This window comes from Mesorhizobium sp. CA12 (assembly GCF_020165255.1).
In the GTDB taxonomy this organism is placed as follows: Bacteria; Pseudomonadota; Alphaproteobacteria; order Rhizobiales; family Rhizobiaceae; genus Mesorhizobium.
Window position 1 is genome coordinate 105,521 of sequence record NZ_JAIUHT010000007.1, and the last position, 12,808, is coordinate 118,328.

At 64.9% G+C, this 12,808-nt stretch carries 14 protein-coding genes; 6 read left to right on the forward strand and 8 right to left on the reverse strand.

The genetic code is table 11. The features are described from left to right. Positions 1-7: 7 nt before the first annotated feature. A complete protein-coding gene (locus LB520_RS13860) occupies positions 8-904 on the reverse strand; it encodes an NAD(P)/FAD-dependent oxidoreductase (protein ID WP_224637864.1) in 897 nt (298 codons plus the stop codon). Then, complete coding sequence (locus tag LB520_RS13865; protein ID WP_224602649.1) at positions 894-1,343, reverse strand: RrF2 family transcriptional regulator; 450 nt, start codon at positions 1,341-1,343, stop codon at positions 894-896. Before LB520_RS13865 ends, LB520_RS13860 begins: the two co-directional genes overlap by 11 nt. Before the next feature lie 90 nt (positions 1,344-1,433). Here LB520_RS13865 and LB520_RS13870 point away from each other — a divergent pair, with 90 nt between their 5' ends. The 6 genes from LB520_RS13870 (at position 1,434) to LB520_RS13895 (ending at position 8,335) form a co-directional block, all read left to right on the forward strand. Next, the gene (locus LB520_RS13870; protein ID WP_140629159.1) at positions 1,434-2,345 is read left to right on the forward strand and encodes a LysR substrate-binding domain-containing protein; all 912 of its coding nucleotides are present in this window, start codon (positions 1,434-1,436) and stop codon (positions 2,343-2,345) included. A 286-nt stretch (positions 2,346-2,631) separates the two neighbouring features. After that, positions 2,632-3,786, forward strand: coding sequence for an ABC transporter substrate-binding protein (locus tag LB520_RS13875; RefSeq protein WP_140843908.1), 1,155 nt, complete (start codon positions 2,632-2,634; stop codon positions 3,784-3,786). Positions 3,787-3,965: 179 nt separating this feature from the next. Next, positions 3,966-4,964 (forward strand): ABC transporter ATP-binding protein, encoded by a 999-nt coding sequence (locus tag LB520_RS13880; RefSeq protein ID WP_224637865.1) that lies wholly within the window; start codon positions 3,966-3,968, stop codon positions 4,962-4,964. Positions 4,965-5,025: 61 nt separating this feature from the next. Further along, the gene (locus tag LB520_RS13885; protein ID WP_224637866.1) at positions 5,026-5,991 is read left to right on the forward strand and encodes an ABC transporter permease; all 966 of its coding nucleotides are present in this window, start codon (positions 5,026-5,028) and stop codon (positions 5,989-5,991) included. Then, positions 5,981-6,796 carry an ABC transporter permease gene (locus tag LB520_RS13890; protein ID WP_127227748.1) on the forward strand — a complete coding sequence of 272 codons (816 nt, stop codon included), beginning with the start codon at positions 5,981-5,983 and terminating at the stop codon, positions 6,794-6,796. Before LB520_RS13885 ends, LB520_RS13890 begins: the two co-directional genes overlap by 11 nt. 111 nt (positions 6,797-6,907) lie before the next feature. Beyond that, complete coding sequence (locus tag LB520_RS13895) at positions 6,908-8,335, forward strand: gamma-aminobutyraldehyde dehydrogenase (RefSeq protein ID WP_224637867.1); 1,428 nt, start codon at positions 6,908-6,910, stop codon at positions 8,333-8,335. 186 nt (positions 8,336-8,521) lie between these two features. On the opposite strand, the gene LB520_RS13900 is transcribed toward LB520_RS13895, so the two are convergent. The 6 genes from LB520_RS13900 to fdhD form a co-directional block, all read right to left on the reverse strand. Then, the gene (locus LB520_RS13900; RefSeq protein ID WP_095766062.1) at positions 8,522-8,836 is read right to left on the reverse strand and encodes a hypothetical protein; all 315 of its coding nucleotides are present in this window, start codon (positions 8,834-8,836) and stop codon (positions 8,522-8,524) included. 42 nt (positions 8,837-8,878) lie between these two features. Then, a complete protein-coding gene (locus LB520_RS13905; RefSeq protein WP_027166011.1) occupies positions 8,879-9,241 on the reverse strand; it encodes a nuclear transport factor 2 family protein in 363 nt (120 codons plus the stop codon). 85 nt (positions 9,242-9,326) lie between these two features. Further along, the gene (locus tag LB520_RS13910; RefSeq protein ID WP_224637868.1) at positions 9,327-9,800 is read right to left on the reverse strand and encodes a carboxymuconolactone decarboxylase family protein; all 474 of its coding nucleotides are present in this window, start codon (positions 9,798-9,800) and stop codon (positions 9,327-9,329) included. Positions 9,801-9,909: 109 nt separating this feature from the next. Beyond that, entirely contained in the window at positions 9,910-11,463 is a 1,554-nt protein-coding gene (locus LB520_RS13915) for an alpha/beta fold hydrolase (protein ID WP_224637869.1), read from the reverse strand. A 113-nt stretch (positions 11,464-11,576) separates the two neighbouring features. Then, positions 11,577-11,888 (reverse strand): formate dehydrogenase subunit delta, encoded by a 312-nt coding sequence (locus LB520_RS13920; RefSeq protein ID WP_224526908.1) that lies wholly within the window; start codon positions 11,886-11,888, stop codon positions 11,577-11,579. Next, on the reverse strand, positions 11,878-12,708 hold the full coding sequence (gene fdhD, locus LB520_RS13925) for a formate dehydrogenase accessory sulfurtransferase FdhD (protein WP_224602672.1): 831 nt from the start codon (positions 12,706-12,708) through the stop codon (positions 11,878-11,880). The genes LB520_RS13920 and fdhD overlap by 11 nt, the downstream gene beginning before the upstream one ends. Positions 12,709-12,808 lie beyond the last annotated feature (100 nt).

The following is a 12,808-nucleotide window of genomic DNA, read 5'->3' on the forward strand; positions in this document are numbered from 1 at the left end:
TAAGAGCCTAGCCGAATACCAGCGACTGGTGCGCCGCAACCCCGGCCATCGCGCCGCCCGACACCGCGAAGGCGATGTTGTGCATCAGGCGCGCGGCGTCTCCTGCCGCGAAGACGCCAGGCACCGATGTCTGCTGCTTGTCGTCCACGACGATCGCCTTGCCGAGCGGGCCTTCGTTGAAGGCGCAGCCCAGCTGCTCGGCGAGCGGGCTTGCCATCGCGTTGCGCGGCGCAGTGAACAGCGCCCGCACGCTCGCGCTGCGATTGCCGTCGAGCCTGACGACCAGGCCGCCGGACCCGTCGTTCTGCACTTCGCTCACCTTGCCCCGCTCGAACCGGATGTTGCGCTTCTCCAACGCCCGCGCCTGGTCAGCGTCCGGTTCGAACAAACCGTCGGCGAACAGCGTGACGTCGCCCCAGTCGGAAATCAGCTCGGCCTGGTGCAGCGACATCGATCCGGTCGCCAGCACGCCGAGCGGCCCGCCGGCCACTTCGTAGCCGTGGCAATAAGGACAATGCAGCACCGTCTTGCCCCAATGCGCGGCAAGTCCTGGAACGTCCGGCAGGATGTCCCGGACGCCGGTGGCGAGCACCAGCCGTGTCGCGCCGAAACCCTCGCCATTGTCCATCCGGACCTCGAAGCCGGTGTCGGTGATTGCCGCCCGCTCGGCGCGGCCCTCGATCATCGTGACGGCGGAATAGGCGAGCAGCTGTGCCTTGGCCTCGCCGAGAATGTCCGCCGGCGCCCGTCCGTCCTGGCCGAAGAAGCCGTGCGAATGCTCGGCAAAGCGGTTCCGCGGCTCGCCGGCATCGATCACCAACACCTTGCGCCGCCCGCGCGCCGCATATATGGCGGCGGACAGGCCGGCAAAGCTGCCGCCGACGACGATCACATCATACTGCATGGCTGGATACTCCAATGAGGTCATAACGGCGGCGGAAATCGGCCGTCAGGTCGGCCAGCGTGATATGGCTGAGCCGCTCAGTGAGCAGCCTTTCCGCCTCCAGGCGAAAATCGTCGAGCACGGCGATCACCGCCTGCTCGACTAGGCATCCGGGACTTTCCGGTTCGGTGCTGAACGGCAACAGCGTCTCGCCGAGCGCGCCGCTGATCTCGGCCAGCGAGATCTTGTCCGGCGCGCGGCCGAGCTGCCAGCCGCCGCCATGGCCGCGCGACGAGGTGACGATGCCGGCCTCCCGCAGCCCGGCAATGGTGCGGCGCACCACAACCGGATTGGTGTGGATGAAGCCGGCAAGCTCTTCGGAGGTCAGCGCCCGCTCGGGAGCGTCGGCCATATGGACGAGGATATGCAGGGTCGAGGACAGTCGGCTGTTGCGTTTCATGTAACTTAGTTAGTTACGAATCGGAAGGTGGTCAAGTTTCGGAGCTTGCCCCACTTCCCAACGCCACGTTGGCCGGTGTTTAGTCCGGCCATGGCTTTCACCATCCGCCAATTGCAGTTCTTCGTCGCCGTCGCCGAGCAGGGCACCGTCTCGGGCGCCGCGCAGAACCTGTCGATTTCCCAGTCCTCGGTCACCGAGGCGATCAAGGAGTTGGAGAGCGATCTCGGCGTCGAGCTCTTCGAGCGCCATCCACGTGGCCTCAACATCACCCACAAGGGCCACCAGTTCCTGCGCCACGCGACCAAGATCCTGGCCGACGTTTCCGACGCGCGCCGCTCTTTTTCCAGCGAGCAGGCCGCCGCTGGCGGTCGTCTGCAGCTCGGCGTCACCTCGCTGGTCGCCGGCTATGTACTGTCCGACCTGCTCGCCCGCTACCGGCGCGCCTATCCCGGCGTCGAGGTCTCGGCAATCGAGGACAATGGCGATTATCTCGAGCACCTTCTGGTCGGCGGCAAGCTCGACATCGCCGTCATGGTGACGTCCAACCTGCGCGACCGCACGGCGCTGCAGTCGGAAATCCTGGAAGTCTCGGCCTACAGGCTGTGGATTCCGCTCAGCCACAGGCTCGCCAGCGCCGACATCATCGGGGTCAATGACATCGTCTCCGAGCCGCTGATCATGCTCACGGTCGACGAGATCGAGGAGAACACGGGCAAGCTGCTGTCGGCGATCGGCGCCAGGCCGCATGTCGCCTTCCGCACCCGCTCGGTCGAGGCGGTGCGCAGCCTGGTCGCCACCGGCGCCGGCGTGGCGCTGCTGCCCGACCTCGTCTACAGGCCCTGGTCGCTGGAAGGCGATCGCATCGAATCGCGCGACGTTTCCGGCTCGCTGCCAGTGGTCCAGGTCGGCACGGTCTGGCGTCGCGGCTCCGCCCTGCCGCAGGCGGCTCGCGATTTCATTGGCCTCGCGCAGTCGCAGCGCATGGTGCGCCAGCGGCCGTGATCACGCAATTCCAGGAAAAAGTGTGGAGCAGTTGGGCTCGGCGACTTCACCGTAGCCTTCCGTCCGAAACTGCATCAAACAAAGTATCGATAAAACCGATATCGGCTTTCTGATAAATGAATTTGCGAAACCGGATTTTTCACCGCACTTTCGCTCAGGGAACAAAGCTGCGCCCCGAGAGCGCGGCCGTCGGAGCATGAAGCTCCGACCCTTTGTAGTTTGCGCATGATCCTTTCCGAAAACCGAGCCGGTTTTCGGGGTCATGCGCCAAAATGGGAGATCGACGATGAATGCATTCCTGAAGTCGTGCACGGCGCTGACTGTCGCGCTGACTTTTTCCGGTCAGGCTATGGCCCAGGTCAAGGAACTCGGCAAGGGCGAGGGCGAGGTCAACATCGTTGCCTGGCCCGGCTATATCGAGCGCGGCGAGACCGACAAGAATTACGACTGGGTGACGGCTTTCGAGAAGGAAAGCGGCTGCAAGGTCAACGTCAAGACCGCCAACACCTCGGACGAGATGGTCTCGCTGATGAACGAGGGCGGCTTCGACCTGGTCACCGCTTCGGGCGATGCTTCACTGCGCCTCGTTGCCGGCAAGCGCGTGCAGCCGATCAACACCGATCTCATCCCGAGCTGGAAGACCGTCGACGACCGGCTGAAGGACGCGCCCTGGTTCACGGTCGACAAGGTGCATTACGGCGTTCCCTACCAGTGGGGTCCGAACATCCTGATGTACAACACCGAAGTCTTCAAGGAAGCGCCCAAGAGCTGGAACGTCGTCTTCGAGGAAATGAAGCTGCCCGACGGCAAGTCGAACAAGGGCCGCGTCCAGGCCTATGACGGGCCGATCCATATCGCCGACGCCGCCAACTATTTGATGTTCCACAAGCCGGAGCTCGGCATCAAGGATCCCTACGAGTTGAACGAAGACCAGTACAAGGCGGCGCTCGAGCTCTTGCGCACGCAGCGCACGCTGGTCGGCCGTTACTGGCACGATGCCGCGATCCAGGTCGACGACTTCCAAAACGAGGGCGTGGTCGCTTCCGGCTCCTGGCCCTATCAGGTCAACACGCTGGTCGCCGCCAAGAAGCCGGTCGCCTCGACCGTGCCGGAAGAGGGCGTCACCGGCTGGGCCGACACCACCATGATGGAAGCCGACGCCGCCCATCCGAACTGCGCCTATATGTGGCTCGAGCATTCGCTATCGCCGAAGGTCCAGGGCGACGTTTCGGCCTGGTTCGGCTCGCTCCCAGTCGTGCCCGCCGCCTGCAAGGGCAACGAGCTGCTCGGCGACGAGGGCTGCAAGACCAACGGCTACGATAATTTCGACAAGATCAAGTTCTGGAAGACGCCGGTGTCGAAATGCGCCAGCCAGAACGACCAGTGCGTGCCCTATTACCGCTGGGTGTCTGACTATATCGGCGTCATCGGCGGCCGGTGAGTTCCCTTACCCTCCTCCTTGTGGGGAGGGTCGACGCGTAGCGTCGGGGTGGGGTCAGCATGGACGTTGGCGCCAACCACCCCCCACCCGCGGCTTCGCCGCGACCTCCCCTATCGAGGGGAGGCAGGGCGCTGTGCGAACTCGCCTTCGTTTAACCGGCAACTGAACTGACTGGGCCCATGACCTCTGCCGTTTCCTTCAAACAAGTCTCGCGCCATTTCGGCAGCGTGCGCGCCGTCGACGCCGTCGATCTCGACATCGTGCCCGGCGAGTTCTTCGCCATGTTGGGGCCGTCCGGTTCCGGTAAGACGACGTGCCTCAGACTGATCGCCGGCTTCGAGCAGCCGACGACGGGCTCGATCTCCATCTTCGGCGAGCGCGCCGAGGGCGTTCCGCCCTATCGCCGCAACGTCAACACCGTCTTCCAGGACTATGCGCTGTTTCCGCATCTCAATGTGCTCGACAACGTCGCCTACGGCCTGATGGTCAAGGGTGTCGGCAAGGCCGAGCGGCTGAAGGCGGCTGAGGAAGCGCTTTCGCTGGTGCGCCTGCCGGGCTACGGCGCGCGCCGTCCCGGCCAGCTCTCCGGCGGCCAGCGCCAGCGCGTGGCGCTCGCCCGAGCGCTGGTCAACCAGCCCAAGGTGCTTTTGCTCGACGAGCCGCTCGGCGCGCTCGACCTCAAGCTGCGCGAGAACATGCAGGAGGAGTTGAAGTCGCTGCAGAAAGTGCTCGGCATCACCTTTGTCTTCGTCACCCACGACCAGGGCGAGGCGCTGTCCATGGCCGATCGTATCGCCGTCTTCAACGACGGCAAGATCATGCAGGTCGGCACGCCGGAGGATATCTACCAGCGGCCGAACACGCGCTTCGTCGCCGATTTCGTCGGCTCGTCCAATGTGCTGCCGCCGGATTTCGTCCAGCGCTATTCCGGCCAGCACCGCTGGGGGAGCCTGCGTCCGGAGTCGATCCGCGTCTCAAACGCGGCAAGCGGCGACGGCGTTGCCGCCCGCCTGGTCGGGACCAATTATCTCGGCGCCACGACCAGGCTCGCGCTCGACGCTGATGGGCTGAGACTGCACGCCATGGTGCCGGCGGGCACGGCGCTGCCCGCGGAGGGTGAAGCGGTGGTGCTGACCTTCAACCGCGACAACCTGCATCTGATGGACGAGCCGGCATGATGAAGGTTTGCGCGAAGGATCGCGGCCTCTCCCCTGATCCCGTTCAACACGCGGCGGCGCCATGACCATCGCCGCTGTTCAATCCAACCCCACACCCGCCATCCTGCCGGGCAGCGGCGGCATGCGCGGCGCGTTCTCCGACCTCTTCTGGCGCCGCCCAAAACTCCTGCTGCTGCTCATGTTGCTGCCGCCGCTTCTGTGGCTGGGCATCGTCTATATCGGCTCGCTGTTTGCGCTGCTCCTGCAGAGCTTCTTCTCGATCGACGAGTTCTCCGGCCTCATCAATCGCCAGTTCACGCTGAAGACCTATGGCGACCTGTTTCAGGCCGCCAATCTCGACATCATCCTGCGCACGGTGACGATGGCGGCGCTGGTCACGCTTGCTTCGGCGATCATTGCTTTCCCCATCGCCTATTATGCGGCGCGCTATGCGCGCGGCCGCTGGAAGGCGCTGTTCTATCTCGGCGTCATGCTGCCGCTGTGGTCGAGCTACCTGGTCAAGATCTATGCCTGGAAGCTGATCCTGGCCAAGGAAGGCATCGTCACCTGGCTGCTCGCCAAGCTGAACCTTCTGTGGCTGCTCGACGGCTGGCTGTCGCTGCCCATCGTCGGTGGCAATTCGCTGTCGGTCTCTTTCACCGGCACCTTCATCGTCTTCGTCTATGTCTGGCTGCCTTTCATGATCCTCCCCGTTCAGGCGGCGCTCGAGCGCGTGCCCGGCAATCTGGTCGAGGCTTCGTCAGATCTCGGCGCCTCGCCCGGCCAGACCTTCCGCAACGTGCTGTTCCCGCTGGCGCTGCCCGGCATCGTCGCCGGGTCGATCTTCACCTTCTCGCTGACGCTCGGCGACTACATCATCCCGCAGATCATCGGCACCTCGCGCCTCTTCATCGGCCAGGCCGTCTATTCGCAGCAGGGCACCGCCGGCAACATTCCTTTGGCCGCCGCCTTCACCGTGGTGCCCATCGTCATCATGGGCTTCTACCTCTGGGGCGCCAAGCGCATGGGGGCTTTCGATGCGCTCTGACCGTGGTCAATCCGCTCCGCTCGGCCTGAAGATCGCCGCCGCCTGCGGCTTGCTCTTCCTGCACCTGCCGATCCTGCTGATCTTCGTCTACGCCTTCACGACGGAGGAGAAGAGTTTCGTCTGGCCGCCGCCGGGACTGACCACGCAATGGTTCGCCGTCACCTGGAACCGACCGGACGTATGGGATGCGCTGTCGCTGTCGGTCCGCGTCGCCGCCATCTCGACGGCGATCGCGCTGGTGCTCGGCACGCTCTGCGCCGCGGCCGTCTCGCAGACGCGCTTCTTCGGCCGCGAGGCCATCTCTCTGCTGGTCATCCTGCCGATCGCGCTGCCCGGCATCATCACCGGCATCGCGCTGCGCTCGGCCTTCGCGCTCGCCGATATCCCGTTCTCGTTCTGGACGATCGTGCTCGGCCACGCGACCTTTTGCGTGGTCGTCGTCTACAACAACGCCGTCGCCCGCTTCCGCCGCACGTCGGGCTCGATGATCGAAGCCTCGATGGATCTCGGCGCCGACGGTTTTCAGACCTTCCGGCATGTCGTGTTGCCGAACATCGCAACCGCGCTGCTTGCCGGCGGCATGCTCGCCTTCGCGCTGTCCTTCGATGAGGTCATCGTCACCACGTTCACCGCCGGCCAGCAGCAGACTGTGCCGATCTGGATGCTGGAGGAGCTGATCCGCCCGCGCCAGCGCCCGGTCACCAATGTCGTGGCCATGGTCGTCGTGCTGGTGACGCTGCTGCCGATCCTCTTTGCCTATTACCTGACCCGCGACGGCGATCAGATTGCGGGCAGTGGAAAATGAAAAACAGCGAATAGGGAGTAGCGAATAGCAAATAGGGAATAGGGAAATCGATGGCCAAACCCTACTCGCTATTCGCCACTCCCTATTCGCTCCTGTTAAGGGAGAAATCCAATGGACACCCAAATGCTGATCGGCTCGAAATTCGAGAAGGGCACCGAGGCCGAGGAGCCGATCCTCAATCCGAAAACCGGGGCGACCATCCTCAACCTGCCGGAGGCGAGCCCCGCGCAGATCGAGGCTGCCGTTAGTGCCGCCGAACGAGCATTCGTCAGTTGGTCGCGCACCACGCCGGCGCAGCGCTCCGGCTACATGCTCAAGATTGCCGACCGCATCGAGGCCGAAGCGAAGGAGTTCGCCGCGCTCGAGGCGCTGAACTGCGGTAAGCCGATCAATGCCGTGCTCAATGACGAGATTCCGGCGATCGTCGACTGCTACCGGTTCTTCGCCGGCGCGGTGCGCTCGATGCCGGGCCAGGTGGCCGGCGAGTATATTCCGGGCCACACCTCGATGGTGCGGCGCGACCCGATCGGCATCGTCGCTTCCATCGCGCCCTGGAATTATCCACTGATGATGATGGCCTGGAAGCTGGCCCCGGCGATCGGCGGCGGCAACACGGTGGTCTTCAAGCCGTCGGAGCAGACACCGCTGACGGCGCTGAAACTCGCGAGGATCCTTTCCGAGATCCTGCCCGAGGGCGTCGTCAATGTGGTGCTCGGCCGCGGCGACAGCGTCGGCAACACGCTGATCAACCACCCCAAGGTCAACATGATCTCCATCACCGGCGACGTCGCCACCGGCAAGAAGGTGCTGCAGGCGGCCGCCAGGTCGGTCAAGCGCACGCATCTCGAGCTCGGCGGCAAGGCGCCTGTCATCGTCTTCGACGACGCCGACCTCGGCGCCGTGGTCAACGGCCTGCGCGCCTTCGGCTATTACAATGCCGGTCAGGACTGCACGGCCGCCTGCCGCATCTATGCCGGCAAGAAAATCTACGACAAGCTCGTCGCCGACCTCTCCTCCGCGGTCTCGACCATCAAGTACAACCAGCCGGACGATACGGACAATGAGATCGGGCCGCTGATCTCGCGCCGCCAGCGCGACCGTGTGTCGAGCTTCGTAGAGCGCGCTTCGGAACTGAAGCACATCGAGATCACCACCGGCGGCAAGCCGGGCGACGGCTCCGGCTTCTATTATCAGCCGACGGTCGTCGCCGGCGCGCTGCAGGAGGACGAGATCGTGCGCCGCGAGGTGTTCGGTCCGGTCGTTTCGGTCACCCGCTTCGCGGATGTCGACGAGGCGGTGAGCTGGGCGAACGACAGCGACTACGGCCTTGCCTCGTCGGTATGGACCAAGGACGTCTCGCGCGCCATGGCGACCGCCGCCCGCCTGCAATATGGCTGCACCTGGATCAACACCCACTTCATGCTGACCAACGAGATGCCGCATGGCGGATTGAAGCAATCCGGCTACGGCAAGGACATGTCGCTCTACGCACTGGAGGATTACACCGCCGTGCGGCATGTGATGGTGGCGCATGGGTAGGCTCCCTTTACCTCTCCCCTTGTGGGAGAGGTCGGATTGCCCCGATTTGCTCTTCGCAAATCGGATGGCAATCCGGGTGAGGGGTAGCTTGGCGCCAAGCTGGAGCACCCCTCATCCGTCTCGGCGCGGCGCGCCGAGCCACCTTCTCCCACAAGAAGGGGAGAAGGCCGGGCGGCGCTCAGGCCACTACTCCACGATCCGGAAGATCGTCCATTTGCTGGTGCCCGACACCACATAGGGCTCCAGCTCCTTGCCCCATTTGGCATGCGCGTCGATCTTGGCGATCTTGGCGAAGAATTCCTCCAACTGGGCAAGGCTTTCGACCTGGTGGTGCGCCTCGATCGTCGCTTCGCGCGCGCCCACGGAACCGGTCATGAGCTGGAACTTCATGTCGGCGAGCCCGACCTGCGACCCGATCTCGCGCTCCCATTTGCGCATCAGCTCGAGCGCGGTCTGCTTGTGACCGAACTTGGCGTCGATCTGCCATCTTGCGCTGAACATTTTGGTTCTCCTCCCTGATTTGCGGTTGAGCCCGCGGTTGATCTATTCGTCCCAGGCCTGCACGACGGTCTGGCGTGCGATGCGGCCGTTCTTCAATTCCAGCATCGCCGCGCAGAACACCTTCGTGCCGTCCGGATAGGCGCAGGCCTGGGTGAAGGCGAGGCTGTCGCCCTCGGCGATCGTGGTGTCGACCTTGTGGGTCATCGCCCGGCTGCAGATATCGTCCCAGAAGGTGCTGATCGCCGCTCGGCCGCGGATCTCGCGCGGCTTGCTCGGCGGATTGTTGCGGTCGATCACCCGCACCAGCGCGTCGTCATTGTAGAAGCTCGACAGGAGCTTGCCGTCACGGCCTTCGATCGCCTTCTTGATCGCCGCGCCGTCCACTGTCTGTGTCTTGGTCAGCATGTCATCCTCCATGTGCCCGTCTTCTCGATCGGGCTGTTGACGAGGGAAGGACTGCCCGGCGATCATCGTCGGGCAGGGATTTCGTTCACGGCGACTTGGCCTTGACGGCCGCGAACACGTCGTCTGTCTGTTTCTTGAAGGTCGCCAGGTCGACCTGGCTGCCATTGAGCATCGTCGACCAGTGGCGCACGATCGCCGCCATGGCCACCGCCTCCTTGATTTCCTCGTCGCTCGCGCCGTTGAGCTTGGCGGCCTCGGTGTGGAAATAGATGCAGTACTGGCAGGGAATCTGCGCGGCGACCGCAAGGCCCAGCAGCTCCTTGGTCTTGCCGTCGAGCGCGGTCTTGGGGTTGAGCTGCACGCCCTTGATCTCGGCCCAGGCGCCGGCGACCGCGACGTCCGGCAAGGTCTTGAACATGTCGGGCACCGAGCCGAGGGTGGCCTCGATGTCCTTGTAGGCGGCGCTGGCCGAAGCGTCTTCGGCATGCGCCGGAGTGATGGCCAGCAATGCGCCCGCGGCGAATGCCAGCAATCCGATCTTGCGATTCAGTTTCAGCATTTCATCCTCCATTTCGCAGCGCCCTTTCGGCGACATCGCCCGGCCTGCATGGGGAGAATTGGTATCGCTTGTGGCGGCCCCGGCGCTTCCCCCGAAAGCGCCATGGCTCTCATGGCCCGTCCGGGCCAGCGTGCCTCGCCGAAAATGCCGCCGCCGCCGCCCGCGACGGCAGATCGAGCTTCAATAGAATGTTGGCGACGTGCCGCTTGACCGTGTGCTCGCTGAGGCTGAGCTCGGCGGCGATCGCCGCATTGCTCTTGCCATCGGCGATCAGGTTCACCACCTCGCTCTCGCGCGCCGTCAGCGCGGGCGGCTCGGCCGGCCTTGCCCTGGGCCGGCAGGCGGGCTCCAGATGCTGCTCCGACGTCGCCAGAACCGCCGGCATGGGCTCATCCATCTCGTCGAGGCTGACGCGGCCGGCATCGACGAAATGCAGGCCGGACCCTGTTGCGAGATCGGCGACCAGCCGCGAGGCGAGGATGTCGCCGCGTCCGGCATGCGTGGCGAGCTGCATCGTCACCCGCGCCGTCAGCCCGACCGGCTGGCCGCGCATTTCGATCTCGCCGACATGCACGCCTTGCGCGCTCGCCACGCCGATCTGCTGCGCCGCCTCGCGCAATGCCGCGGCGCAGCGCACGGCGCGCGCCGGCCCATCGAAGCGCGACATCATCAATTCGCCATGCGTGCCGGCCGTGCGGCCGCCATGGCGGCCGACAAGAAGCCGCCAGGTTTCCTGGAAGCGCTGGCTGCGCTCGCTCCACATGCGATCGCCGAGCCTGGCCGTGTCGTAGATGCACGTCGCCAGCAGCGCTGCCAGCACGCGCTCGGTGTCGGCCACCGCGGGCTCGCCGGTGAGGCATTCCTCGATCAGGTCGGCCACGCGATCGACATCGCCGGTCCAGATCGGATGATCGCGCCCGGCTATCTCGACCAGCCGGGCATGCGGGATCTTCTTCGCCAGGAAGCGGCTGGCGTCAGGATCGACACGGACGTCGTTGCGGCGATGGATGATCAGCGTCGGCGCGCTGATCATCGCCAGGATGCCGCGCACATCGATATCGGCGTTCATGCGGGCAAGCGCCGCCGCGGCAGTCGGGCTGGCAGAAAGCCGCTCGAACCGGGCCCACCACTGGGCGAAATGCGCATCGTCCACCCGGCCAGGCGCGAAATTGGGCAAGGTGGCGCCGGTGCCCCACGACGTCTCCGCCGTCTCGATGAAGGCCTCCAGCCGCTCCGGCGGCATCACCCATTTGTGGAAATGCGCATAGCCGCCATAAAGCACCAGCGCGCGCGTCCGCTCCGGATAGGTGGCGGCGAACAGCATCGCCATCGGCGCGCCTTCCGAGGCGCCGAGGATCGCTGCGCGGCCGCTGCCGGCCGCGTCCATCACCGCGCGGACGTCGTCCATGCGGGCCTCTAAGCTCGGCAGATGACGGGCATCGACACGGTCGGAGAGCCCGGTGCCGCGCTTGTCGAACAGGATGACCCGCGAGAAAGCCGAAAGCCGTTTCAACAGGCGGCTGTAGCCTTCGTCTTCCCAGTGCAGGTCGAGATTGGAGATGAAGCCCGGCACGAACACAAGATCGAACGCGCCTTGGCCGACCACCTGATAGGCGATCCGCACGTCCCCGCTGCGGGCATATCGCGTCTCGATCGGCCTCACGAGTTCTTCCGCCCGGCCCGACGATTTTCCGATCGTCAAACATAGCAGAGCCGCGCGGATAGCGGCAGCTTAAATTTTAGCAGAAAGAAATATAAGACCGCCCGGTCGCTACGCTATTTTTGCGAAGCGGCGACATCTGCCGGGAAGGCCGTAAGACCAAGCTTCATGTCGGCCTCCGCGGGGCTGATCGGCCGCTTGATCTTGGCCGAGGCGGCGACCACGAGCTCGTCGAAATTCTCGGTGCCGGCGTCGAGCATCTCGAAGAACTGGCGCCGCATCCGCGGCTCCCAGAATTTGTTGATGTGCTCGGCAACGCCGGCAATGCCTTCCTCGCGCGGTTTCGAATGGAAGAAGGTGGCGATCTGGTTGGCCATGCGCACCAGCTTCTCCCTGGTGCTGGTGATGTGGTCTTCGTCATGCGACATGCTTGGCAACTCCGGAAGCCACCCGTTCAGGGTGGGTGAAAATATCGAAATCGTCGCCGCGAACCAGCGCCACCAGCGTCATGCCGGCGGCCTCGGCCGTGCGGATGGCGAGCGCGGTCGGCGCCGAGACCGCCATGATGATCGCGGCGCCGATGGCGGCCGTCTTCTGCACCATCTCCACCGAGACGCGCGAGGTCACCACGACGGCGCCGCTCGCGCCGTCGATGCCGGCCCTGGCCAGCGCGCCGGCCAGCTTGTCCAGCGCGTTGTGACGGCCGACATCCTCGCGCGCCATGACGATGCCCTTGCCTGGAACGTAGAAGCCGGCGGCATGCACTGCGCCGGTCTCTTTGTGCAGCGGCTGCTGCTTCGACAGCAGGCGGACGGCGCTTGTTATATCGTCAGATTGAAGCGTAAGTCGCGATGCACCAACGGCGTCGACCGAGCGCATCGCCTCCTCGATGGATTCGATGCCGCACAGCCCGCAGCCGACCGGCCCGGCCAGCCTGCGCCGCCGCGCCTGGAAGCGCGTGTTGGCCTTGTCCTTGAGCCGTATCTGGATGTCGATGCCGGCGCCGAGATCCTCGACCTCGATCGCCTCGATCTCTGCCGGGCCGGCAATGATGCCTTCGGTCAGCGAGAAGCCGAGCGCGAAATCCTCGAAATCGGCGGGGCTCGCCATCATCACCGCATGCGTCGTGCCGGCATAGGAGAACGCCACCGGCGTCTCTTCCGGCACCATGCGGTTCGCGGCCGCGGTGCCGCCGGCGCGATGCGCGAGGCGAGAGATCTGGGAAATGGCGGGACGTTCTTTCGTCACGAGGCGCGCCTCCCTGCACTGCCCACCCTTCGCAGCAACTCGCGCCTTTCCTCTCCCCCGTCGATCGGGGGAGAGATGTCGAGCGAAGCTCGATGGAGTG

What these genes read in the sequence shown, in the direction of transcription:
- LB520_RS13895 (WP_224637867.1), top strand. Translation starts at nt 6,908, where the DNA reads ATGGACACCCAAATGCTGATCGGCTCGAAATTCGAGAAGGGCACCGAG.
- LB520_RS13860 (WP_224637864.1), bottom strand. Translation starts at nt 904, where the DNA reads ATGCAGTATGATGTGATCGTCGTCGGCGGCAGCTTTGCCGGCCTGTCC.
- LB520_RS13875 (WP_140843908.1), top strand. Translation starts at nt 2,632, where the DNA reads ATGAATGCATTCCTGAAGTCGTGCACGGCGCTGACTGTCGCGCTGACT.
- LB520_RS13880 (WP_224637865.1), top strand. Translation starts at nt 3,966, where the DNA reads ATGACCTCTGCCGTTTCCTTCAAACAAGTCTCGCGCCATTTCGGCAGC.
- LB520_RS13870 (WP_140629159.1), top strand. Translation starts at nt 1,434, where the DNA reads ATGGCTTTCACCATCCGCCAATTGCAGTTCTTCGTCGCCGTCGCCGAG.
- LB520_RS13865 (WP_224602649.1), bottom strand. Translation starts at nt 1,343, where the DNA reads ATGAAACGCAACAGCCGACTGTCCTCGACCCTGCATATCCTCGTCCAT.
- LB520_RS13890 (WP_127227748.1), top strand. Translation starts at nt 5,981, where the DNA reads ATGCGCTCTGACCGTGGTCAATCCGCTCCGCTCGGCCTGAAGATCGCC.
- LB520_RS13900 (WP_095766062.1), bottom strand. Translation starts at nt 8,836, where the DNA reads ATGTTCAGCGCAAGATGGCAGATCGACGCCAAGTTCGGTCACAAGCAG.
- LB520_RS13920 (WP_224526908.1), bottom strand. Translation starts at nt 11,888, where the DNA reads ATGTCGCATGACGAAGACCACATCACCAGCACCAGGGAGAAGCTGGTG.
- LB520_RS13910 (WP_224637868.1), bottom strand. Translation starts at nt 9,800, where the DNA reads ATGCTGAAACTGAATCGCAAGATCGGATTGCTGGCATTCGCCGCGGGC.
- LB520_RS13905 (WP_027166011.1), bottom strand. Translation starts at nt 9,241, where the DNA reads ATGCTGACCAAGACACAGACAGTGGACGGCGCGGCGATCAAGAAGGCG.
- LB520_RS13885 (WP_224637866.1), top strand. Translation starts at nt 5,026, where the DNA reads ATGACCATCGCCGCTGTTCAATCCAACCCCACACCCGCCATCCTGCCG.